Below are 21,386 nucleotides of genomic sequence, written 5' to 3'. Positions count from 1 at the left end.
GGAAACCTACGTACCCAGCCCGCCGTCTTTCGTGTCATCGGCGCCTGCACACACCCACGCACGCGTGCCTAGCTTCGAGCGATGGGGACAACGGGGAAGCCGGACCGACGCCGTGCGCAGGACACCTACCGTGAGGTGATCGGTCTGACCGGGCCGCTGCTGCCGTGCGTGTCGTTCCTGGGGCGGCTGCCGACGGCCACCGTCCAGTTCGGCAGCGTGCTGCTCGTCGCCCGGACGAGCGGCTCCTTGTCCGCCGCGGGGCTGACCGGCGGGGCCCTCGCGCTCGGCCAGGTGGCCTGCGGCCCGCTCGTGGGGCGGCTCGCCGACCGGCACGGGCAGCGGAGGGTCGTGCCCGCGTTGTCGCTCGCCAACGCGCTCGCCCTGGCCCTGCTGGTCGCCGGGGCGCTCGCGGGCCTGCCGGCGCCTGTCCTGGCCCTCCTTGGGGCGGCCGCGGGCGCCACCGTGCCGCTCATCGGCCCGCTGGCACGCACCCGCCTGGTCGCCCTGGCCCGCCGCGCCGGCGCCCCCGAGGCCACCGTCGGCGCCGCGCTCTCCTTCGAGAGCACCCTGGACGAGCTGTCGTTCGTCCTCGGACCGGCACTCGTCGGCGTGGCGTCGGTGCTCGCCCATCCGGCCTACGCGATGGGTGGTGCGGCGGCACTGGTGGCCACCTGCGGCAGCGCCTTCGCCCTGCACCCCACGGCCCGCCCGACCACCCCGAAGCCCAGCCCCTCGGCCCCACGCCCGCGCGAGGACCTCGCCTCCGCCCCCGCCCACCGAGGCGAGGCTCGCGCCGCAGTTCCTCACCCCGAGGACCGCGCCGTGGCACGTGACCCGGACGACCCCGCCGCCGAGCCCACCGGACAGGTGTCCGCCGCGGGCCTCATACGTGCTCCGGGGTGCGAGGTTCCCGGCGTCGGTCCCGTCTCTGCTGCCGAGTGCGCGGCTCCCCGCGGTGGTGGCGTGAACGCCGCGGACCTCGTCGCCCCCACCCGTGGAGCGGGCGGGCGGGCGCGTGGGGGTGCCGTGCGTCCTGGGCTGCCGCGGTGCGTTGCCGGCCTGCTCGGCGCCCTCGCGCTGCAGGGGGCGATGTTCGGGGCGTGCCAGGCCGGGATCACCGCGCTCACCGGGAGGCTCGGCCAGGAGGACCAGGCGGGGCTCGTGTACGCGGCCATGGGGGTGATGAGCGCCGTGGCCGGGTTCGGCACGGCCGCCGTACCGGAGCGGTTCGGTCCGCGGGCGCGGTGGCGGCTGGCGACCGGGGCCTGCTGCGCGCTGTCGCTGCCGCTGCTCGGCGTCACCGGACTGCCGGGCCTGTACGCCGTCGTCACGGTCCTCGGCGTCACCTACGCCCCGCACCTCATCACCGTGTTCGGCCTCCTGGAGCGCGCCGTCGCCCCGTCCCGGCTGGCCGAGGCGATGGGAACGGCCACGAGCGCACTGGTCGGCGGCCAGGCCCTGGCGGTCGCCGTCACCGGCCGCCTCGCCGACTCCCACGGCCCCTCGGCGGCGTTCGCGGCGGCGAGCACGGCGGCCGCGCTCGCCTTCGCCCTGGCCCTGACGACACGCCCGACGACGTACCGGCCGCTGCCGCGCACGCCCCTCACGCCGGCCGCTGGAGCACCGTCAGGCTGCGGTCGGGCAGGGTGAGCCGGTCACCCGCGGCGACCTTCGTCCCGGACCCCGGCGGCACGCCTTCCGGACGCCCCGTGTCGACGACCACCTGCCACTGCCGGCCGTGGTCGACGGGCACCAGGAACTCCAGCGGCCCCGGCGAGGCGTTGAACATCAGCAGGAACGAGTCGTCCGTGATGCGCTCCCCCCGCGCGCCGGGCTCGGAGATCGCGTTGCCGTTCAGGAACACCGTCAGCGCGGACGCCCGCCCCGAGTCCCAGTCCCGCTGGGTCATCTCGGAGCCCTCCGGCGTGAACCAGGCGATGTCGGACAGCTCGTCGTGAGTGCCCTCCACCGGCCGGCCGTGGAAGAACCGGCGCCGTCGCAGGACCGGGTGGTCCCGGCGCAGCCACACCATCGCGCGCGTGAACTCCAGCAGTTCCCGGCCGGCACCGTCGCCCTCCGGCCAGCGCACCCACGAGAGGTCGTTGTCCTGGCAGTAGGCGTTGTTGTTGCCGCGCTGGGTGCGGGCGAACTCGTCGCCGTGGCTGATCATCGGCACGCCCTGGGACAGCATCAGCGTGGCGACGAAGTTCCGCATCTGCCGGGCGCGCAGCGCGAGCACGTCGGGATCGCCGGTCTCGCCCTCGACCCCGCAGTTCCAGGACCGGTTGTGGCTCTCACCGTCCCGGTTGTCCTCGCCGTTGGCCGTGTTGTGCTTGTCGTTGTACGCCACGAGGTCGTGCAGGGTGAAGCCGTCGTGGCAGGTCACGAAGTTGATCGAGGCCAGCGGACGGCGGCCGTCGTCCTGGTAGAGGTCCGAGGAGCCGGTCAGCCGGGAGGCGAACTCCGCGAGCGCCCTCGGCTCGCCCCGCCACAGGTCCCGCACCGTGTCCCGGTACTTGCCGTTCCACTCCGTCCACAGCGGCGGGAAGTTGCCCACCTGGTAGCCGCCCTCGCCCACGTCCCACGGCTCGGCGATCAGCTTCACCTGCGAGACCACCGGGTCCTGCTGCACCAGGTCGAAGAACGACGACAGCCGGTCCACCTCGTGGAACTGCCGCGCCAGGGTCGCGGCGAGGTCGAAGCGGAATCCGTCGACGTGCATCTCGGTGACCCAGTAGCGCAGCGAGTCCATGATCAGCTGGAGCACGTGCGGGGAGCGCATGAGCAGCGAGTTGCCGGTGCCCGTGGTGTCCATGTAGTAGCGCGGGTCGTCCGTCAGCCGGTAGTACGACGCATTGTCGATGCCCTTGAAGGACAGCGTCGGGCCCAGATGGTTGCCCTCGGCGGTGTGGTTGTAGACGACGTCGAGGATGACCTCGATCCCGGCCTCGTGCAGCGCCCGGACCGCCGACTTGAACTCCAGCACCTGCTGCCCGCGGTCGCCCCAGGAGGCGTACGCGTTGTGCGGGGCGAAGAAGCCGATCGTGTTGTAGCCCCAGTAGTTGCCCAGGCCCATGTCGGCCAGCCGGTGGTCGTTGACGAACTGGTGAACGGGCATCAGCTCCAGGGCCGTCACCCCGAGCTCGGTCAGGTGCTCGATCAGCGCCGGATGCGCGAGCGCCGCGTACGTGCCGCGCAGTTCCTCCGGCAGGCCCGGATGGCGCATGGTCAGGCCCTTGACATGGGCCTCGTAGATCACCGTGTGGTGGTACTCGGTGCGCGGCGGCCGGTCGTCCGCCCAGTCGAAGTAGGGGTTGATCACCACCGAGGCCATGGTGTGCGGGGCGGAGTCCAGGTCGTTGCGGCTGTCCGGCGCGCCGAAGTGGTAGCCGTACACCTCCTCGCCCCACCGGACCGTGCCGCTCACCGCCTTCGCGTACGGGTCGAGCAGCAGCTTCGCGGAGTTGCAGCGCAGCCCGCGCCCGGGGTCGTACGGGCCGTGCACCCGGAACCCGTACCGCTGTCCCGGCATCACGCCCGGCACGTAGGCGTGCCGCACGAACGCGTCGCTCTCGCGGAGTTCCACCGCCGTCTCCGAGCCGTCGTCGTGCAGCAGACACAGCTCTACTCGGTCCGCGGCCTCCGTGAAGACCGCGAAGTTGGTTCCGGCGCCGTCATAGGTGGCGCCGAGCGGATACGCCTGTCCAGGCCAGACCTGCATGGCTACGACTCTCCCAGGTGTGCCGCCGTGCTGGGGCCGCGTTGGCCCCCGAGTCTCCACGAAAGTGATGGAACCTCCTTTGACTTGCGTCCCTCTTACCCACCGACCAGCGTGCACGGCGGCTCTCTTACCCGCAGTGCACCGAACCAGTGGGGCGACACTTACTCCCGGACGACCACGGGGAGCAGGGGGAGCAGGGGGACGATGTGCGTGAGACAGTGCACCGTCGCCTGGGCAAGTCGGTGGCAGGAGCGGCCCTCGCGACGGTGGAAGCCGCCGCGAGGGCCGCGATCACCCTGCCTTGTTCCGCGGGGGCGGAGGAACAGGCGCCCGCCGAGCACGGCAGGGGCACCGGCCGCGATCCGCTGACCGACGACGAGATCCGGCGGGCCGGGCGGACCGCCCCGATCGGACCCCGGCGCGCCTGACGGCGGACCACCAGGACGCCACCGGCGGGAAACCCCACTTCACCAACCTGTCGTTGCCGGACCGTCAAGGTCCCCGACCCCGTCGGCGGACAGCGGGCCCGAGCGTGAGGATCTGGACGAATGTCGGATTCCACCCCGTCGCACCGAACGAGGACCAGCAGCCCATGCCGGTGCACCGGCAGGGCCTCGCCGTCACCTCGTGGGACGTCACGCCTATGAATCCGCTCACTCCGCGTGACCTGACGTGGCGGAACGGCCTTTGCGAACAGCGTAGTTGAGCAAAACAGTTGAGAAACCGACCTGTCCATCCGGCTGCACCGCCGACCTCTCGCGGAGTACCCTTCCTTGATCGTTGAGACTGGGAGAGGCCCGGGGGAGCGGAAGGCGGTGCACGGGTGGGCTCGGGAGGCCTGGAGCTGCCCCCTGGTGACGAGGGTCACGAGGGGAACTCCACAGACGTCCCGCCCGGCGCGGTGTCCCTGGCCAGGCCGATGGACGCGGGGTCCATCGGGCCGGAGCTGGACTGGGACGCCGACGCCTGGCGCGAGGTGCGCACCCGCGCCCAGCGGGCCGGCCGGGCCTACATCTGGCTGAACCTCGTCGAACAGCGGCTGCGCGCCGTCGTCGCCGCAGTGCTGCGCCCCATCTACGAACCCGTCCACAGCGACGACTGGGTGGTCGCCGCCGCCGGCCCCGCCGGGCAGGAGTGGGTGCAGCGGGCGGTCGCCGTGCGCGAGGTCAGCCGCCGCAAGGGCTATCTGCTCGACCCGGCCGACGACAACGTGCTCAGCTTCCTCACCCTGCCGCAGCTGCGCGAGCTGATGGTGCAGCACTGGCCGTGCTTCGAACCGTACTTCGACGAACGGCGTGACCTCGAACTCGCCCTCGACGAGCTGGAGGTGACCCGCAACGTCGTCTCCCGCAACCGGGCGCTGTCCGAGGCGGTCCTCAGCCAGGCCGAGCGCGCCTCGGCCCGGCTCCTGGAGATGCTCGGCGCCGGTGGTGACGTGCCCTCCGCGCGCCGGCTGCCGGTGGACGCGGTCGAGGACCTCGTCGGCGACCGGTACGCGGACGTCGTCGCCGTGCACCCGGACCGGGTGCGGCTGCTGCGCCAGTTCCCGGCCGAGGACATCTTCGGTTCCGCCCGCCGCCTCGACGCCATCGGCATCGGCCTCAACCTGCTGGTGCAGAACTTCTCCGGCCGCCGCCTGGTCCGGCTCGCCGAGTCCGGCTGCCGGGTACGGCTGCTCTTCCTCAACCCGGCCTCCAGCTCGGTCAAGCGCCGCGAGCGTGAACTGGGGATGAAACGGGGCGAACTGAGCCGGTCGGTCGAGATGAACATCCTGCACATGCGCCGGGTCCGCTCCCGGCTGCGCGACCCGGGCGCCTTCGAGATCCAGGTCTACGACGAGACCCCGCGCTTCACCGCCTACCTGGTGGACGGCGACGGCGCCGACGGCATCGCCGTGGTGCAGTCCTATCTGCGCGGGGCCCGCGGGATGGAGTCACCGGTGCTGGTGCTGCGCAACGGCAGCAAGCTGGTCAGGTCCGGCGACACCGCGGAAGCCGGGCTCTTCCCGACATACCGTGAGGAGTTCGAGCTGACCTGGGCGGATTCGCGCCCCGTGTCCTGAAGTGTCCACCGGTGCAAGCGGAATGCGATCCTCCGACTGTCAGTGGCGCGTGCGAGGGTGGAGGCCACTGGGGGAAAGCACCACCAAGAAGGGGGGCCGCCCATGGGCTGGCACCAGGAGCTGCTGATCGGCTTCGACCTGGAGACGACCGGGACCGATCCGCGCGAGGCGCGCATCGTCACCGGCGCGGTGATCGAGGTCAGGGGCGGCGAGCCCATGGGGCGCAGGGAATGGCTGGCCGATCCGGGAGTGGAGATCCCGGCGGACGCGGTGGCGGTGCACGGCATCAGCAACGAGCGGGCGACGGCCGAGGGCCACCCGGCCGACCAGGTGGCCGACGCCATCGCCGACGTCCTCGTGGGGTACTGGAAGGCGGGCGTTCCGGTCGTGGCGTACAACGCCGCGTTCGACCTCACCCTGCTCTCCGCAGAACTGCGCCGCCACGCCCTGCCGTCCCTCGCCGACCGCCTGGGCGGCCCGGCCCCCGCCCCGGTCGTCGACCCCTACACCATCGACCGCTGGGTCGACCGCTACCGCCGTGGCAAGCGGAACCTGGAAGCGGTCTGCGCCGAGTACGGCATAGCGCTCGACGCGGCCCACACGGCCCCGGCCGACGCCCTCGCCGCGGCGCGCCTCGCCTCCGCGATAGCCGGCCGCCACCCGAAGATCGCCGCCCTGAGCCCGGCCGACCTCCACCAACGGCAGATCGAGTGGTACGCGGACTGGGCGGCGGACTTCCAGGCGTTCCTGCGGCGCAAGGGGGATCCGGCGGCGGTGGTGGACGGGGCCTGGCCGCTGCGCGAGCTGACGGAGGGCCAGCCGGCGTAGCCGGCGGGCAGCCGGTCCCGCCCAGCTGTCAGAACGGGTACCAGCGCACGGTCTCGTCCCCGTCCCGCAACGACCCCACCCGTCGCCGGAACTCGTCCAGCGCCTTCGGGTTGCTCGGCGCGTGCTGGGCCACCCAGGCGCAGCTGGCCGTCTCCCGGGCCCCGCGGAGCACACCGCACCCCTCCCACTCCCGCACATCCCACCCGTACGCCCCGGCAAAGGAGTCGTACGCCTCGGCGGGCAGGCCGTACCGGTCGCGGGAGAGGGCCATGACCACCAGGTCGTGCTCGCGCAGGTCGGCGGAGAAGGTCTCCAGGTCGACCAGGACCGGCCCGTCCGGCCCGATGTGCACATTGCGGGGCAGCGCGTCCCCGTGGATGGGCCCCGGCGGCAGATGCGGCGTCAGTGCGGCCGCGGCCGCCGCGAACCCGTCCCGGCGTGCCCGGAGATACGCCGCGTCCCCGGGGTCGATCGCATCGCCCGCGAGCCGCAGCCAGCGCTCCACACCGCCCAGCAGCTCGCGGGGCGGCAACGCGAAGGGAGGGGCGGGGAGTGCGTGCACCATCCGCAGCAACCGGGCCAGATCCCGCGGTTCGGCGGGCCGTACGGGATCCGGCAGCCGGTGCCACACCGTCACCGGGTGACCGTCCACCAGCCGTGGCTCCGGCTCGGCCGCCCGTACCGCCGGCACGCCCGCCTCGGCCAGCCAGCAGGCGATGTCCAGCTCGCGCCGGGCCCGCTGCAGCAGCTCGGCGTCGCGGCCCACCTTCACCACCACGTCACCGGCGGCGAACACCGCGTTCTCGCCGAGGGCGAGCAGAGCCGCGTCCCGGACCGGTCCCGGCAGCACTCCCGCCGTGGCCAGTACGTCCCGTGCCCGTGCCTCGTCCATCGTGCCTCCGTGCCGCGCTGTCGTCCCGTGCCGTACGCGAACCCGGCCGCCGCCGTGCGGGTGCCGGACAGTCCGGCCCGGTCGGGTCTCCGCGGCCAGTCTCGCATTCGTACAGGTCGGGCGGTGGCCGGCAGATCGTGCGGCAGGCGCCGAAGGGCTTCCGTGGGCAGGTGCTGCCCGCCCCCGCGGGAGCCGGCGGGCTCGCCCAGGGCGTCAGCCCGCAGACCCTTGCCGTCTCCGCCGACTGCCCGTACAAGGCCGACTGCCCGTACAAGAAGGAGGCCGTCGAGCGTTCGTCGACTTCCTGCTGCGCCCGAGGAGCATGGTCCGTCTCGCCCTGGGCGACTGGACGCCGCCCACCGGCACCCGGGCCCTGAAGGACCCCGCCCTGCACAGGAGTACTGCGGCGGCGCGATCGGCCTCCGCGAACTGCGCAGACGCCTGCAGAAGCACGGCAACCTGGTCCTCGCCCGCTGTCAGCGCCGTACCGCGCCGCAGGACGGAAAACGCTTCGACGAGACGTCTCGTCTCGTTTACGGTGGGTGCCATGACCGCTCCCGCCCATATCGCCATGTTCTCCATCGCCGCGCACGGCCATGTGAATCCCAGCCTGGAGGTGATCCGCGAACTCGTCGCCCGGGGACACCGGGTCACCTACGCCATCCCGCCGGTGTTCGCCGAGAAGGTGGCCGCCACCGGGGCCCGGCCGGTGCCGTACACCAGCACGCTGCCCGGACCCGACGCCGACCCGGAGGCCTGGGGGACCATGCTGCTGGACCACGTCGAGCTGTTCCTGGCGGACGCGGTCCAGGCGCTCCCGCAGCTCGCCCGGGCCTACGCGGGCGACGAGCCCGACCTCGTGCTGCACGACATCGCCTCCTATCCGGCCCGCGTCCTCGCCCGTCGCTGGGGCGTCCCGGCGATCTCCCTCTCCCCGAACCTCGTCGCCTGGGAGGGGTACGAGGAGGAGGTGTTCGAGCCGATGTGGGCCGAGCCGCGGAAGACCGCGCGCGGGCAGGCCTACGAGAGGCGGTTCGAGTCCTGGCTGGCCGAGAACGGGATCACCGGGCGATGGGACTCCTTCATCGGCCCCAAGCGCTCGATCGTGCTCATCCCCAGGGCCCTCCAGCCCCACGCGGACCGGGTCGACGAGCGCGTGTACACCTTCGTCGGCGCCTGTCAGGGCGACCGGGCCGACCAGGGCGACTGGCAGCGGCCCGCCGGTGCCGAGAAGGTCGTGCTGGTGTCGCTGGGTTCGGCCTTCACCAGACAGCCCGCGTTCTACCGCGCCTGCGTCCGCGCCTTCGCGGACCTGCCCGGCTGGCACCTGGTCCTCCAGGTCGGCAGGCACGTGTCCGCCGCCGAGCTGGGCGACGTACCGTCCGGCGTCGAAGTGCGCGACTGGGTGCCCCAGTTGGCGATCCTGCGGCAGGCCGACCTGTTCGTCACGCACGCGGGCGCCGGCGGCAGCCAGGAGGGGCTGGCCACCGCCACGCCGATGATCGCCGTCCCCCAGGCCGTCGACCAGTTCGGCAACGCCGACATGCTCCAGGCCCTCGGTGTCGCACGGCGCCTGGACACCGAGGAGGCCACCGCCGACCGCCTCCGCGAGGCCGCGCTGGCCCTGGTGGACGACCCGGGGGTGGCCCGCCGGCTGAAGGACGTCCAGGCCGAGATGGCCCAGGAGGGCGGCACCCGCAGGGCAGCGGACCTCATCGAGGCCGAACTGCCCGGACCGGGGGCGCGGGGCGGTGTGTGACGCGCGGCCGGCCGCGGGGGCGCGGCCCACCGCCACGCCCCCGTGCCCCCGCACGCTCCGGACCGCCCCGCAGGACGGGCGGCGCGTCAGACCGGCAGCCGCTCGCCCTCCTCGCGCACCGGCCGGGAGGCGACCGCCTCCGGTGCCTCGTCGTGGGTGAGGTCGGGCAGCCGGTGCAGCCACTTCGGCAGGTACCAGTTGCGCTCGCCGAGCAGTGCCATCACGGCCGGCAGCAGCACACCGCGGATGACCGTCGCGTCGATGAGGACCGCCGCGGCCAGACCCACGCCCATCTGCTTCATGGACTGCATCGACAGCGTGCCGAAGATCGCGAACACGGCGACCATGATGACCGCGGCGCTGGTGACGACACCGGCCGTGGTGACCACGCCGTGCCGGATCGCGTCCGTCGTACTGCGGCCGCGCAGCCGGGCCTCGCGGATCCGGGAGACGACGAACACGTGGTAGTCCATCGACAGACCGAACAGGATCACGAAGAGGAACAGCGGCAGCCAGGTCACGATCGCGCCGACCCCCTGAGCGCCCACCAGTGAGGCACCCCAGCCGTGCTGGAAGACGGCGACGAGGATGCCGTACGCGGCGCCCACCGACAGCAGGTTGAGCACGATCGACGTGATCGCCACGGTCAGCGAGCGGAACGACAGCAGCATCAGCAGGAAGGCGAAGACGACCACGAAGGCGAAGACCGGGACGACGGAGCCGAGCAACTGGTCGTTGAAGTCGTGGTTGCCGGCCACCTGCCCGGTGATCGGCGCCCGCACGCCGGCCACCTTACCGAGGGTGGCGGGCCGCACCTCGTCGCGCAGCTTGTCCAGGCTCTTGACCGCCCGGTCCATGTCGGAGCCGCCGACCAGCGGCACGGAGACCAGGGCGACGTTCTGCGCCGGGTGCAGCCGGATGTCGATCGGGCCGCGCGAGGCGCCCGAGGTGATCGCCCGCTGCTTGAAGTCGGCCAGCGCCTGCCGCACCTCGGGGGCGTTGATGTCCCTGGCCTCGACGACGACCTGGGCCGGCTCGCTGCCGCCCGGGAAGGCGTCGTTGACACGGTTGTACGTCTGCACGATCGGCAGCGACTTCCCGAACTCCTGGTCCAGGGTGAGCTGCTGGGTCTTCATGCCGAGCGCGGGCGCCGCGACCGCCAGCAGCGCGCCGGCCGCCACGACGACGGAGACCAGCGGCTTGGCCAGCACTCCGCGCAGGACCGCCGTCCAGAACCGGCTTCCCTCGCCCGTGGCCCGCCTGGGACGCCTGCGGCCGAGGAACGGGATCCGCCCCTTCTCCACCCGCTCGCCGAGCAGCGACAGCAGTGCCGGCAGCACCGTCACCGAGCCGACCATGGCGACCGCGACCACCATCAGCGAGGCCAGGCCCATCGCCTCGAACTCGGCGAGCCCGGTGAACAGCATGCCCGCCATCGCCACGCACACGGTGACCCCGGAGACGATCACCGCGCGGCCACTGGTGGCGGCGGCGATCCTGAGGGCGGTACCCGGGTCCCGCCCGGCCAGCCGTTCCTCTCGCTCGCGGCGCAGGTAGAACAGGCAGTAGTCGACGCCCACGGCCATACCGACCAGCAGCATCACGGAGTTGGCGGTGTCGCTCATCGGCTGCAGATGGCTGACGAGGCCCATCAGGCCCATCGTCGCCATGATCGCGGTGATCGCGAGGGCCACCGGCAGCAGCGCCGCCACCAGCGCGCCGAAGGCGATCAGCAGGATGCCCAGCGCCACCGGCACCGCGGAGTACTCGGCCTGCTGGAAGTCGTCCCCGAAGGCGTCCTTGTACTGCTTCTGCATGCTGGCGCCGCCGATCTCCTCGATCCGCAGGTCACCGTGCGCCTTCCGTACCCCGGCGACGGCGCTCAGCACCGGCTCGACGCGGTCGACGGCCGTCTTGGCGTCGCCCCGCATGTCGAACTGCACCAGCGCGCTGCGGCCGTCCCGGGAGATGGTGTGCGTGTCGTACGGCGAGGTCACGGAGGTGACCTCGCCCGTGCCCTCGACGGCCTTCACCACGTCGGCGACGGCGGCCCGGAACCCGGCCCCGGTCGCCGTGACGCCGGCCTCCCTGGACTGGATCAGGACGCTCTCGCCGGCCGGCTGCTTGATCCCCGCGTCGTCGATGATCTGTGCGGCGGTGTGCGTCTCGCCCTTGAGCTGGTCGCCCTCGTCCACGTCGACCCGGCCCGCCGCCGAGCCGAGCCCCATCGCCAGCACGACGAACAGCACCCATATGCCGACGGCAGCCCAGCGGTGCCGGGCGCTCCAGCCGCCGGCGCGGGCGGCCAGCCCCCGCACCCGCACGTCCCTGTTCCCCATCGCGGGTCTTCCCCCTCGTGTGCGGTGGCGGCCCCCAGCCGCCACGTCTGCGTTCGTTACGCATCGACCGTATGAGCCGGACGAACGCCTCTCGTCGTGCTGCCCGGTGAACTCGGCGACCCGCCCGTCACCACTGGGGAGGACAGCGGCCCCTTACATCCATCCGTACTTCTCGGGGACGCCGCTCGGGGTTCTCGCGCCGGCGCGGACATGGGTTGTCCGTTCTGCCGCCGGCGCGGCGGTTTGTGATTACGAAACCTTGTTGAACAAGTCACAGGTGCGTGTAGAGGTTGATCCGGCCCCCGCCGATCGGCGAGAGTTTCGCGCAGCCCGCCCCGCGCGGGCCCGGCCGTCGTGCCCGCCCCCACGGGGCACGACGGCCGCTTAGGCTGGCCCGATGACGACCTACGCGGCGCTGTTGCGCGGGATCAACGTCGGCGGCAGCAAGAAGATGCCCATGGCCGACCTCCGCACGCTGCTGACCGGCCTCGGCCACACCGGCGTACGGACCTATCTGCAGAGCGGCCAGGCCGTGTTCACCGCCGGCCATGGCGACGAGGAGTCGCTGGCGGCGGAGCTCACCGGGGCGATCGAGGAACACTTCGGCTTCGCGGTCGACGTGCTCGTGCGCGACCACGCCTATCTGACGGCGGTCGCCGAGGCCTGCCCGTTCCCGGCCGCCGACCTGGAGCCGAGGCAACTGCACGTCACGTACTTCTCCGCGCCCGTCACCCCGGACCGCTACGCGGGCATCGACCAGGCAGCCCACCTGCCCGAGGAGTTCCGGCTCGGTGACCGCTGCCTCTACCTGTACGCACCCGAGGGCGTCGGCCGCTCCAAGCTCGCCGAGGCACTGTCCCGCCCGCGTCTGACCCGGGGCGGCCTGATCGCCACGAGCCGGAACTGGAACACCGTGCTCAAACTGGCCGAGTTGACCGCTCCGGGAGCGTGACCGTCCGCCGCCCGAGGAAGGTCGTGTGCGCGACGACCTCGCGGGGCACGGCGAGTCTCGGGTCCGCGTGCAGACGGCGCAGCTCCTCGCCGGTCCCGGCGGCGGCCACCGCGTCCAGCAGTGCGAGGTCGCCCAGGGCGAGGGCCTGCTCGGAATCCCACGGCCCCCAGCAGTCCCAGGGGAGCGTCTCGGTGCCGGCCACACAGGCCAGGTCGAGCACCACACTGTGGGCCACCATCCGCAGTCCGCGCAGCTCCGGCACGCCCCAGACGCCGAAGGTGTCCGGGTCCGCCCGGCCGTCCCGGCAGGCCCGCCACGCCCGCGCGGCGACGACGAACCGGTCCCGGGGCACGTCCAGCGGGTCGAAGGGCACGCCGTAGCGGTCGTCGTGGACCTGTGCATCCGCCAACCGCCAGGAACCGTCGGGGAGTTGGTACTCGGTCACCCAGTGGTCGTCGTGGAAGCCCTCGACGAAGTAGGTGGCGTACCCGCCCCGGACGCGGGCCGGGGTGCCGGTGGCCCGCAGCAGGGAGCACAGCAGCAGCGCGTAGTCCCGGCAGGTGCCGACGAACCTCTGGTCGTACGGCCGCTCCTCGGTGAGCGGGCCGCTGCCGCGCTCGCGCAGGATGCGCAGGATCTCCGTCACGTACCGGGACTCGGCGTCGTGGTGCAGCCGTTCCCCGGGGATGGCGTATCCGAACCGCTCGCCCTCCAGCCGGTGCAGGATCAGCCCGCGCACCAGCCCGGCCAGCCGGCGCGGATCACGGGGCAGGGCGGCGACGTCCAGGTCACCCGGGTCGCTGTACGGCGTCTGCCGCAGGTGGAGGTCGTCCATGCCCGCACGCTTCGCCTTCCCCCAGGGGCAAGGCCAAGTACGCCTGTGCGAGGCTCTGGTTCATGCGTTACGTCATCATCGGGGCCGGAGCGGTCGGCGGGACCGTCGGCGGGCGGCTGGCCCAGGCCGGGCGCGAGGTCGTGCTCGTGGCGCGCGGCGAGCACCTGGCGGCACTGCACGAGCACGGGCTGCGACTGCGGGTGCCGGAAGGGGAGTCGAGGTACCGCCTGCCCGCCGTCGACGGACCCGGCCCGCTCGGCGAACTGCGCGTCGACGACGTGCTGGTCCTCGCCGTGAAGACGCAGGACACCGTGGCCGCCCTGGAGACCTGGGCGGAGGTGCCCGTCGCGGGCGGCGGCACGGCGGCCGGGCGGCTGCCGCTGGTCTGCCTGCAGAACGGCGTGGAGAGCGGACGGCTGGCCCTGCGCCGCTTCCGGCAGGTGTACGGCGTCTGCGTCTGGCTGCCCTCGACCCACGTGGAGCCCGGCGTCGTCTCCGCCGCCGGCAGCCCGCTCACCGGCATCCTGCACCTCGGCCGCCTGCCGCACGGCACCGACGACACCGCCCGCCGGATCGCCGCCGACCTGGAGGCCGCCCGCTTCGAGGCACCGGTCGTGCCCGACGTGGCCCGCTGGCAGTACGCCAAGCTGCTCTGGAACCTCGGCACCGCCTTCGAGGCGTTGTGCGGGCCCGCCGCCGACGAGGCCGCGCACACCCTGCTCACGCGGGTGCGGGCGGAGGGGGAGGCCGTGCTCGACGCGGCCGGCATCGCCCACACGAGCCCCGCGGAACAGCGCACGGCCCGCGACGGCAAGGTCACCCTGGTGCCGCTGGACGGGGCACCGCGCGGCGGCGGCTCCTCCTGGCAGTCGCTCGCCCGTAGGACCGGCACCATCGAGGCCGACCACCTCAACGGGGAGATCGTCCTCCTCGGCCGCCTGCACGGCGTCCCGACCCCGCTGAACGAACTCCTCCAGCGGCTCGCCAACCGGTTCGCGCGCGAGCGCCGGGCCGCCGGGTCGCTGCCGGTCGCGGAACTGGTGCGCCTGGCCGACGAGGCGGTGGCGGCCGCCGGCTGATCCCCGGCGACCCACCCCATGCGGTTGATCTTCCGGCCCGATGGGCGTTTCGTGGACCCGGACGCGCACGAGCCGCTCGTGCCGGGGCGCGGCGCAGGGGAAGGGGACGGGGGAGACGGTGGACGACTTCGAGGGGGTTCCCGGGCGGCCGCTCGCGGCGTGGTTCGAGGCGGACCGGGCGCACCTGGCGGCCGTGGCACACCGGTTGCTCGGCTCCGCGTCCGAGGCCGACGACGCTCTGCAGGAGGCCTGGCTGCGGGCCCGGCAGGCCGACCTCGACGCGGTGCGCAACCCCACCGGCTGGCTGACCACCGTGGTGACCCGGGTGTGCCTCAACATGCTGCGGTCCCGCCGCAACCGCCGCGAGGAACCCCTCGGCGCCCACGACGCGGCCGACGGCTCCCCGCCGCCGGCCGACACCGGCGACCCCGCCCGGGAGGCACTCCTGGCCGACCAGGTCGGGGTCGCGCTGCTGGTCGTCCTCGACACCCTCGGTCCGGCCGAGCGGGTCGCCTTCGTGCTGCACGACATGTTCGCCGTGCCCTTCGAGGAGATCGCCCCGCTGATCGAGAAGAGCCCGGCGGCCACCCGGCAGCTGGCCAGCCGGGCCCGCCGCCGTGTCCAGGGCCGGCCGCCCGCGCCCGGCGCCGACGCCGGACGCCGGCGCCGGGCCGTGGAGGCGTTCCTGGCCGCCACCCGGAGCGGCGACTTCGCGGCGCTGGTCGCCCTGCTCGACCCGGACGTGGTGCTGCACGCCGACGCGCTGGTCGTCCCCACGCCCGAACCGGTCACCGTACGCGGTGCCCGGCCCGTCGCGCAGGGTGCGATGGCGGCCATGGCCCGTGCCCGGTTCACCGGACTCGCCCTGCTGGACGGCGACTTCGGCCTGGTCATGGCGCCGTACGGGCGACCGCGCCTGGTCCTGGCCTTCGCCTTCGGCACAGGCGGCCGGATCACCCGGATCGACGTCGTGGCGGAACCCGGACGCCTGCGCGGGACGGAGATCGCGGTCGCCGGCCCCGGGCGGACGAGGGCCGCTGACCACGGGGCATTGGACCAGTGAAGCGGAGCCGGATTGGGCCGGGATACCGAGCCGGCGACCGGCTAGCGTCACCACCATGACGTACCGCGACACCGCCACCGAGTCCGCCCCGACCCGGGTCGACTTCTTCTTCGACCCGGCCTGCCCCTTCGCCTGGATCACCTCCCGCTGGATGCTGGAGGTGGAGCGCCTGCGCCCCCTCGACCTCCGGTTCCGGGTGATGAGCCTGTACCTGCACAACACGGGCAACGAACTCCCCGACTGGTACCGCGACCTGGTCGACCGCTCGATCGGCCCCGTGCGGGTCGCCGTCGCCGCCGCCGAACGGCACGGCGAGAAGGTGCTGCGCGACCTGTACACCGCCTTCGGCACCCGGATCCACGAACGCGAGATCAAGGACTTCGACCAGGTGATCACCGAGTCGCTGGCCGAACTCGGGCTGCCCGCCGACCTGTCGGCCGCCGCCCACGACCCGTCGTACGACGACGCGGTACGACGCAGCCATGCGGCCGGTGCCGAGCCGGAGACCGGCGCCTATGTCGGCACACCGACCCTGCACATCGACGGCACGGTGTGGTTCGGGCCCGTGCTGCGGGCGATTCCGCGCGGCGCCGAGGCGGCCGAACTCTTTGACAGCTTCCGGGTGCTGGCCCGCCACCCCGACCTCTTCGAACTCAAGCGCACCCGCACCGGCGCCCTCCGCTTCGACTGACCGGGAAGGGGAGTGGCCGATAAGCGTCCCTCGCGCGCGCCGCGTCCGCCGAGCGTGTGACACGGGGGCCGGGAGCGGCGCAGAACGAAGAAGCCGCCGCGGTCCGACGTCACAGGGGAGCGCCGGACCCGGCGGCCCTCTACCACGCCCCCGCCCCCCGGGGGAAGCGCTCGGCGAACCTCGCGACAAAGTCACCCGGCCGTCCCTAGGGTGAAGCGCGCAGACGGCCGGAGGGGGACGGATGAGCGTGACGGGCACGCCGGCAACGGTGCCGCGGCGGTGGCGCGGGGGAGCGGTGACCCGGCGGCCGAGCGCGCCCTGGCCTGGCTCCGGCGTCCCCCGCGCGGCTCCCGTCCGGCACGCGCGCGTGGCCACCCGCCACCGCACGTCCCTGCGCCGTGGGCCCCTGGGACGGCGGCCCGGCACGGCCCTGTCCCGTCGGCTCCTGGGCGCGCTACGGGATCGGGTCAACGGACGCCGATCACCCGGACGGGTGGCGATTTTCGGCCCATTCGGCGCCTTCGCGGCCGCCCGGGTCCCGCCCCGGCGTACGGAGGGCGGTGGCCGCGGCACGGCAGCGGTCCGCCTCGCGGGCGCGGCCGGCGAGCCATCGCACTCCGCACCGCCGGGCGCCGGGGCCGCGCCGAAAGAGCTCATGCACACCGGCGTCCCACTCCACGCCGACGGGGCCGCCCGCACCGAGCCGTTCGCCGGCAGCGGTGACTGCACCACCGAGGCGGCCCGGCGGCTCCCCGGCATCACCGGGCCCTTCGGCCGCCCAGGCCCCGGAAGGCTCCCCCGGCAGCCACGCGCGTCCCCGCGCCGAACGGCGTCGGACCGCCCGCGGCGGCCCCGGGACCGCCGCGTCGTCCCCGGTCAACTCGCCGTCAGAGAACGGTTTCTGCGGTACCGCGCCACCCTCACCGCCACCCCCGACAACGCCGTCCCCGCCATCGGCCGGCCCGTCCGCGACCTCGGTAACGTCAGTGCTCCCGGCGGCTTCGCCCGCCGGGACGCGACCGCCCCGGGCGTCACCGGGACCCGGGTGATCCGGGCCGCACGCGCCGGACGCGCAGCCACCCCATGCCCCCGAAGGCTCCTTCGGACCACAAGCAAGGACAGGACATGAGTACCTACAACTTCGGGAACCGCCCCGCCGACTTCGCCCCCATCGACCTCAGGAACGGCACCCCGGACCTCGACACCCTCATGACCGTCGCCGGCTGGCTCACCGACGCGCTGCGAGCCGAGTACCCGGGCCTCGTCGCGTGCGGGGAGAGCGTCCAGAGGGAACTGGCCCTCTCCGCCGAGGACGGCCTGCCGCCGAACCGGGGCCGGATCCGCACCGCGCTGGAGACCGTCGCCATCGGAGCCGGGGCCGGCACCGGCAGCCTCACCTTCACCCAGCAGCTGTTGCACGCACTCGGACTGTGACCGGCTGGGCCCTGCCGCCACAGGGCCCGGGCCGTCGGCCGCCTGCTCAGGCCCCCAGGGCCGCCAGTGCCGGCCGGCGCGCCTGGTCGTAGCGCTCCAGCAGCAGCTGCGCCACCTCCGGCGCCGCGCCCAGCACGTCCGCCAGTACGTCCGCCCCGGCCGCGCCGCGCGCGATGCGGTCCGGCAGGAAACCGGGGGCCAGGACGTACGGCGCGACGGCCACCCGCTCGCAGCCCAGGGCGCGCAGCTCGGCCACGGCGTCCTCGGTGCGGGGAAGGGATGCGGAGGCGAACGCGGGCCGCACGGCGCACCAACCGGTGTGCCACCACTCCCGCGCGATATCGGCGATCACCGCGATCGCCTCCGGGTCGGAGGACCCCGCCGAGGCCAGCACGACCCCGGTCGAGGACTTGTCGGCAGGGGTCAACCCCGCCTCGTACAGCCGCCGTTGAAGTGCCGACAGCAGCAGCGGCGACGGGCCGAGCACGTCCGCCTGCCGGATCCGCAGCCGTGTCGGCGCCTCCCGCAGCACGGCGGGGATGTCCGCCTTGGCGTGGAAGGCCCGGGTGAGCAGCAGCGGCAGGGCGACCACGTCCCGCACGCCCTGAGCCGCCAGCGACTCCAGTACCCCGTGCACGGACGGCACGTTGAAATCGAGGAAACCGGTCTCTACACGCAGTCCCGGCCGCAGCGACCGTACCCGCTCCACCAGGGCGTGCACGGTCGCGGCGTGCCGCGGATCGCGGCTGCCGTGGGCGATGACGACGAGGACCGGGGCGCGCATGTCAGCCCTTCACCAGCAGACCGCGGTTGCGCAGCACCCACCGCTCCAGCGGGCTGAAGATCAGCAGGTCGATGGCGATGCCGACGAACAGGATCAGGAAGATCGCCTCGAACACCATCGACATGGAACTGGCGTTGCGGCCGTTCTCCAGCAGCGCGCCCAGGCCGATGCCCAGGTCGGGGGAGGAGGCGATGATCTCCGCCGCCATCAGCGAGCGCCAGGAGAACGCCCAGCCCTGCTTGAGGCCGGCCAGATAGCCCGGCAGCGCGGCCGGCAGCACGATGTGCCAGGCACCCCTCAGCCCGGTCGCGCCCAGCGTGCGGCCCGCCCGCAGGAACAGCGGCGGCACCTGGTCGATGCCGGACACCAGACCGTTGGCGATGGACGGCACCGCGCCCAGCAGGATCACCGCGTACATCATCGAGTTGTTCAGGCCCAGCCAGATCACCGCGGGCGGCACCCAGGCCACCGACGGCAGCGACTGCAGCCCGGACAGCACCGGGCCGATGGCCGCGCGCACGAACTTCACCCGGGCCACGACCAGCCCCAGCGGGGTGCCGATGGCCAGCGCGAACAGGAAGCCCAGCAGACCGCGCGAGACGGAGGTCCAGATGTAGCCGAGCAGCGTGCCCTGCAGCCAGGCCGACTTGAACTCGTCCGCGACGGCGGCGGGCGACGGCAGCTTCGCCGGATTGTCGACGATCTTGAAGGAGATCAGCGCCTGCCACACCAGCAGCACCACCGCCGTGGCGACCAGCGGCGGCAGGATCTTGCCGGTGAAGGTCTGCCGGAAGGGGGTCCGGGTGGTGACGGAGGTCTCCAGGGCGTCCAGGCCCGCCTCGACGCTTCCCGCGTCCGTGGCCGTCTTCGTCTCAGTGCTGGCCATGGCGGCGGATCTCCCCACGCAGTACTTCGGTGATCTCGAGGGACAGTTCGGCGACCGGCGCGTCCTCGATGCGCCGGGGCTGCGGGATGTCCACCTGCCACTCGCGCGCCACCCGGCCCGGCCGCGACGACAGCAGCACGACCCGCTGCGCGAGGCGGACCGCCTCGCGCACGTTGTGCGTGACGAACAGCACCGACACGCCCGTCTCCGCCCAGATCCGGGTCAGTTCGTCGTGCAGCAGGTCACGGGTGATGGCGTCCAGCGCGGCGAACGGCTCGTCCATCAGCAGCAGTTGGCTGTCCTGCGCGAGCGCGCGGGCCAGGGCCACGCGCTGGCGCATACCGCCGGACAGTTCGTGCACCCGCTTGCCGTACGCGCCCTGCAGCCGGACCAGTTCGAGCAGCCGCTCGGCCCGCTCGCGCCGCTCGTTCTTCGCGACGCCCCGGAGCTTCAGGGCGAGTTCGATGTTCTTGCCCGCGGTCAGCCACGGGAACAGGGCGTGCTCCTGGAACATCAGAGCGGGCCGGCCGTGGGTCGTGATGCTGCCGGCGGAGGGCTTGTCCAGCCCCGCCACCAGGTTCAACAGGGTCGACTTGCCGCAGCCCGAGGCCCCCAGGAGGGTGACGAACTCACCCGGCGCGACATCGAGGCTGATGTCGTCCAGGACGAGCTGCTGCCCACCGGGATGCGCGAAGGACTTCGAGACGTGCTCGATGCGCGCCGCGTGCTCTACGGCTTCGGCGGCCTTGGCGAAGGTCGTGGCCATGGTCGTCACCTCCTGGGAACTCATCGGCTTTCGGGGCTACTTGACGCCGAGACCGGCGTCGCTGACGGCGGGCTCGCCCTGGGCCTTGAGGACCTTGTTCAGCAGGGTGAGGTCATAGATGCCGTCCAGCTTCGGGTTCTCCAGCAGACCCGCCTTGACCGCGTGCTGCGCCTCGGTGTTCAGGGTCGCGGCCAGCGGATCGTCGGTGAACCGGATCGACTTCCAGGCCGGGTCGAGGACGCCGGCCGGCAATGCCTTGCCGGAGTCCGCCGCCAGCTGCTTGTTCGCCGCGGCCTTCGCCGCGTCCGGGTTGGCGTTGATCCACTTGTTGGCCTCGACCGAGGCCTTCAGCACCGCCTCGACCGCCTTGGGGTGCTCCTTCAGGAAGGCCTGCCGCACGACGATGTTCGTGATCACGAACTTCTTGTCCGGCCACAGCGAAGCCTCGTCCAGCAGCACCTTGCCGCCCTCGGCGACCAGCTTCGACGCGGTCGGCTCCGGCACCCAGGCGCCGTCGATGGAGCCGGACGCGAACGCGTCCGGGGTCACCTTGTTGTCGGTGCGGACGACCGACACGTCGCCCTTGCCGCTCTGCGCGTCGACCTTCCAGCCCCGCTCGGCGACCCAGTTGAGGAACGCCACGTCCTGCGTGTTGCCCAGCTGAGGGGTGGCGATCTTCTTGCCCTTGACGTCCTGCAGCGACTTGATCTTCTTCGGGTTCACGACCAGCTTCACACCGCCCGACGCCGAACCGCCGATGATGCGCAGGTTCTTGCCGTCCGACTTGGTGTAACCGTTGATCGCGGGGGAGGGGCCGATCCAGCCGATGTCGATCGAGCCCGAGTTGAGGGCCTCGATCTCGGACGGGCCGGCGTTGAAGACCTGGTACGAGGGCCGGGTGGCGCCCAGCTCCTTCTGGAAGAAGCCCTTGTCGTTGCCGACCAGCGCGGTGGCGTGCGTCAGGTTGCCGAAGTAGCCGATCTTCACGGAGTCCAGTCCGTCGATCTTCTTGGCCCCGGCGGCGACCTTGGCGGTGTTCTCGTTCTTGGCGTCGGAACCGTAACCGCAGGCGGCGAGGGTGAGCAGAGGGAGGGCGGCGGACACCGCGAGGATGCGGCGGAAGGCGGTCGTTGCAGGCACGGGAGGTGTTCCTCTCGGAGGCCCGGCGGTCACGGTCTCTCAGGTCGTGGCCGGGAATTCGGCAAGGGGTCTTCGTCGTTTCCGGGACGGCGCCGGGTGGGGGGTGAGGGCGCGCAAGCGGTGCGCGTACGTCAGCGCACACATCGCGCCACTCC

17 protein-coding genes and 2 pseudogenes are annotated in these 21,386 nt (G+C 73.0%); 11 read left to right on the top strand and 8 right to left on the bottom strand.

The window, feature by feature from the left end:
- The first annotated feature begins 81 nt into the window (after positions 1 to 81).
- On the top strand, positions 82 to 1,650 hold the full coding sequence (locus AB0D93_RS17895) for an MFS transporter (protein WP_362120240.1): 1,569 nt from the start codon (positions 82 to 84) through the stop codon (positions 1,648 to 1,650).
- Here the strand turns inward: AB0D93_RS17895 and glgX are convergent.
- Positions 1,604 to 3,721, bottom strand: a complete 2,118-nt coding sequence (glgX, locus tag AB0D93_RS17890) for a glycogen debranching protein GlgX (protein ID WP_362120238.1) — start codon at positions 3,719 to 3,721, stop codon at positions 1,604 to 1,606. The genes AB0D93_RS17895 and glgX overlap by 47 nt on opposite strands.
- Before the next feature lie 206 nt (positions 3,722 to 3,927).
- Between glgX and AB0D93_RS17885 the strand changes: the two genes are divergently transcribed.
- The 3 genes from AB0D93_RS17885 (at position 3,928) to AB0D93_RS17875 (ending at position 6,611) form a co-directional block, all read left to right on the top strand.
- Positions 3,928 to 4,149: a hypothetical protein gene (locus AB0D93_RS17885; protein ID WP_362120236.1), complete on the top strand. Its 222-nt coding sequence runs from the start codon at positions 3,928 to 3,930 to the stop codon at positions 4,147 to 4,149.
- A gap of 395 nt (positions 4,150 to 4,544) precedes the next feature.
- On the top strand, positions 4,545 to 5,783 hold the full coding sequence (locus AB0D93_RS17880) for an SAV2148 family HEPN domain-containing protein (protein ID WP_362120234.1): 1,239 nt from the start codon (positions 4,545 to 4,547) through the stop codon (positions 5,781 to 5,783).
- 102 nt (positions 5,784 to 5,885) lie between these two features.
- Entirely contained in the window at positions 5,886 to 6,611 is a 726-nt protein-coding gene (locus tag AB0D93_RS17875; RefSeq protein WP_362120232.1) for a 3'-5' exonuclease, read from the top strand.
- A 28-nt stretch (positions 6,612 to 6,639) separates the two neighbouring features.
- On the opposite strand, the gene AB0D93_RS17870 is transcribed toward AB0D93_RS17875, so the two are convergent.
- A complete protein-coding gene (locus AB0D93_RS17870; RefSeq protein WP_362120229.1) occupies positions 6,640 to 7,503 on the bottom strand; it encodes an aminoglycoside phosphotransferase family protein in 864 nt (287 codons plus the stop codon).
- Positions 7,504 to 7,631: 128 nt separating this feature from the next.
- On the opposite strand from AB0D93_RS17870, the pseudogene AB0D93_RS17865 reads away from it, so the two are divergent.
- Positions 7,632 to 7,986: pseudogene (locus AB0D93_RS17865) on the top strand (sugar ABC transporter substrate-binding protein); the annotation flags it as partial.
- Positions 7,963 to 9,262, top strand: a pseudogene (mgt, locus tag AB0D93_RS17860) (macrolide-inactivating glycosyltransferase). The pseudogenes AB0D93_RS17865 and mgt, both read left to right, overlap by 24 nt.
- 86 nt (positions 9,263 to 9,348) lie before the next feature.
- Here the strand turns inward: mgt and AB0D93_RS17855 are convergent.
- Positions 9,349 to 11,601, bottom strand: a complete 2,253-nt coding sequence (locus tag AB0D93_RS17855) for an MMPL family transporter (protein ID WP_362120227.1) — start codon at positions 11,599 to 11,601, stop codon at positions 9,349 to 9,351.
- Positions 11,602 to 11,998: 397 nt separating this feature from the next.
- On the opposite strand from AB0D93_RS17855, the gene AB0D93_RS17850 reads away from it, so the two are divergent.
- Positions 11,999 to 12,553, top strand: coding sequence for a DUF1697 domain-containing protein (locus AB0D93_RS17850; RefSeq protein ID WP_362120225.1), 555 nt, complete (start codon positions 11,999 to 12,001; stop codon positions 12,551 to 12,553).
- Here AB0D93_RS17850 and AB0D93_RS17845 read toward each other — a convergent pair.
- Positions 12,519 to 13,388 carry a transglutaminase-like domain-containing protein gene (locus AB0D93_RS17845; RefSeq protein ID WP_362120223.1) on the bottom strand — a complete coding sequence of 290 codons (870 nt, stop codon included), beginning with the start codon at positions 13,386 to 13,388 and terminating at the stop codon, positions 12,519 to 12,521. The two genes, AB0D93_RS17850 and AB0D93_RS17845, sit on opposite strands and share 35 nt — an antisense overlap.
- A gap of 62 nt (positions 13,389 to 13,450) precedes the next feature.
- Here AB0D93_RS17845 and AB0D93_RS17840 point away from each other — a divergent pair, with 62 nt between their 5' ends.
- The 4 genes from AB0D93_RS17840 to AB0D93_RS17825 all read left to right on the top strand — a co-directional run bounded on the left by AB0D93_RS17840 (position 13,451) and on the right by AB0D93_RS17825 (position 17,655).
- Complete coding sequence (locus AB0D93_RS17840) at positions 13,451 to 14,467, top strand: 2-dehydropantoate 2-reductase N-terminal domain-containing protein (protein ID WP_362120221.1); 1,017 nt, start codon at positions 13,451 to 13,453, stop codon at positions 14,465 to 14,467.
- Between the two features lie 118 nt (positions 14,468 to 14,585).
- Positions 14,586 to 15,530, top strand: coding sequence for a sigma-70 family RNA polymerase sigma factor (locus AB0D93_RS17835; RefSeq protein ID WP_362120219.1), 945 nt, complete (start codon positions 14,586 to 14,588; stop codon positions 15,528 to 15,530).
- Positions 15,531 to 15,585: 55 nt separating this feature from the next.
- The gene (locus AB0D93_RS17830; RefSeq protein WP_362120217.1) at positions 15,586 to 16,221 is read left to right on the top strand and encodes a DsbA family protein; all 636 of its coding nucleotides are present in this window, start codon (positions 15,586 to 15,588) and stop codon (positions 16,219 to 16,221) included.
- Positions 16,222 to 17,346: 1,125 nt separating this feature from the next.
- A complete protein-coding gene (locus AB0D93_RS17825) occupies positions 17,347 to 17,655 on the top strand; it encodes a hypothetical protein (protein WP_362120215.1) in 309 nt (102 codons plus the stop codon).
- Between the two features lie 46 nt (positions 17,656 to 17,701).
- Here AB0D93_RS17825 and AB0D93_RS17820 read toward each other — a convergent pair whose 3' ends face one another.
- Genes AB0D93_RS17820 through AB0D93_RS17805 form a run of 4 tightly spaced genes read right to left on the bottom strand, consistent with a single transcriptional unit; the run spans position 17,702 to position 21,231 of the window.
- Entirely contained in the window at positions 17,702 to 18,439 is a 738-nt protein-coding gene (locus AB0D93_RS17820) for a sirohydrochlorin chelatase (protein ID WP_362120213.1), read from the bottom strand.
- A 1-nt stretch (position 18,440) separates the two neighbouring features.
- On the bottom strand, positions 18,441 to 19,325 hold the full coding sequence (locus tag AB0D93_RS17815; RefSeq protein ID WP_362120211.1) for an ABC transporter permease: 885 nt from the start codon (positions 19,323 to 19,325) through the stop codon (positions 18,441 to 18,443).
- Entirely contained in the window at positions 19,312 to 20,115 is an 804-nt protein-coding gene (locus AB0D93_RS17810; RefSeq protein WP_362120209.1) for an ABC transporter ATP-binding protein, read from the bottom strand. The genes AB0D93_RS17815 and AB0D93_RS17810 overlap by 14 nt, the downstream gene beginning before the upstream one ends.
- 12 nt (positions 20,116 to 20,127) lie before the next feature.
- A complete protein-coding gene (locus AB0D93_RS17805) occupies positions 20,128 to 21,231 on the bottom strand; it encodes an ABC transporter substrate-binding protein (protein WP_362120207.1) in 1,104 nt (367 codons plus the stop codon).
- Positions 21,232 to 21,386: the final 155 nt, after the last annotated feature.

This window comes from Streptomyces sp. NPDC048191, assembly GCF_040652655.1.
Taxonomy (GTDB): Bacteria; Actinomycetota; Actinomycetes; order Streptomycetales; family Streptomycetaceae; genus Streptomyces.
Note: the sequence above shows the minus strand (reverse complement) of the source record. Positions and strands in the feature narration are given on the sequence as shown.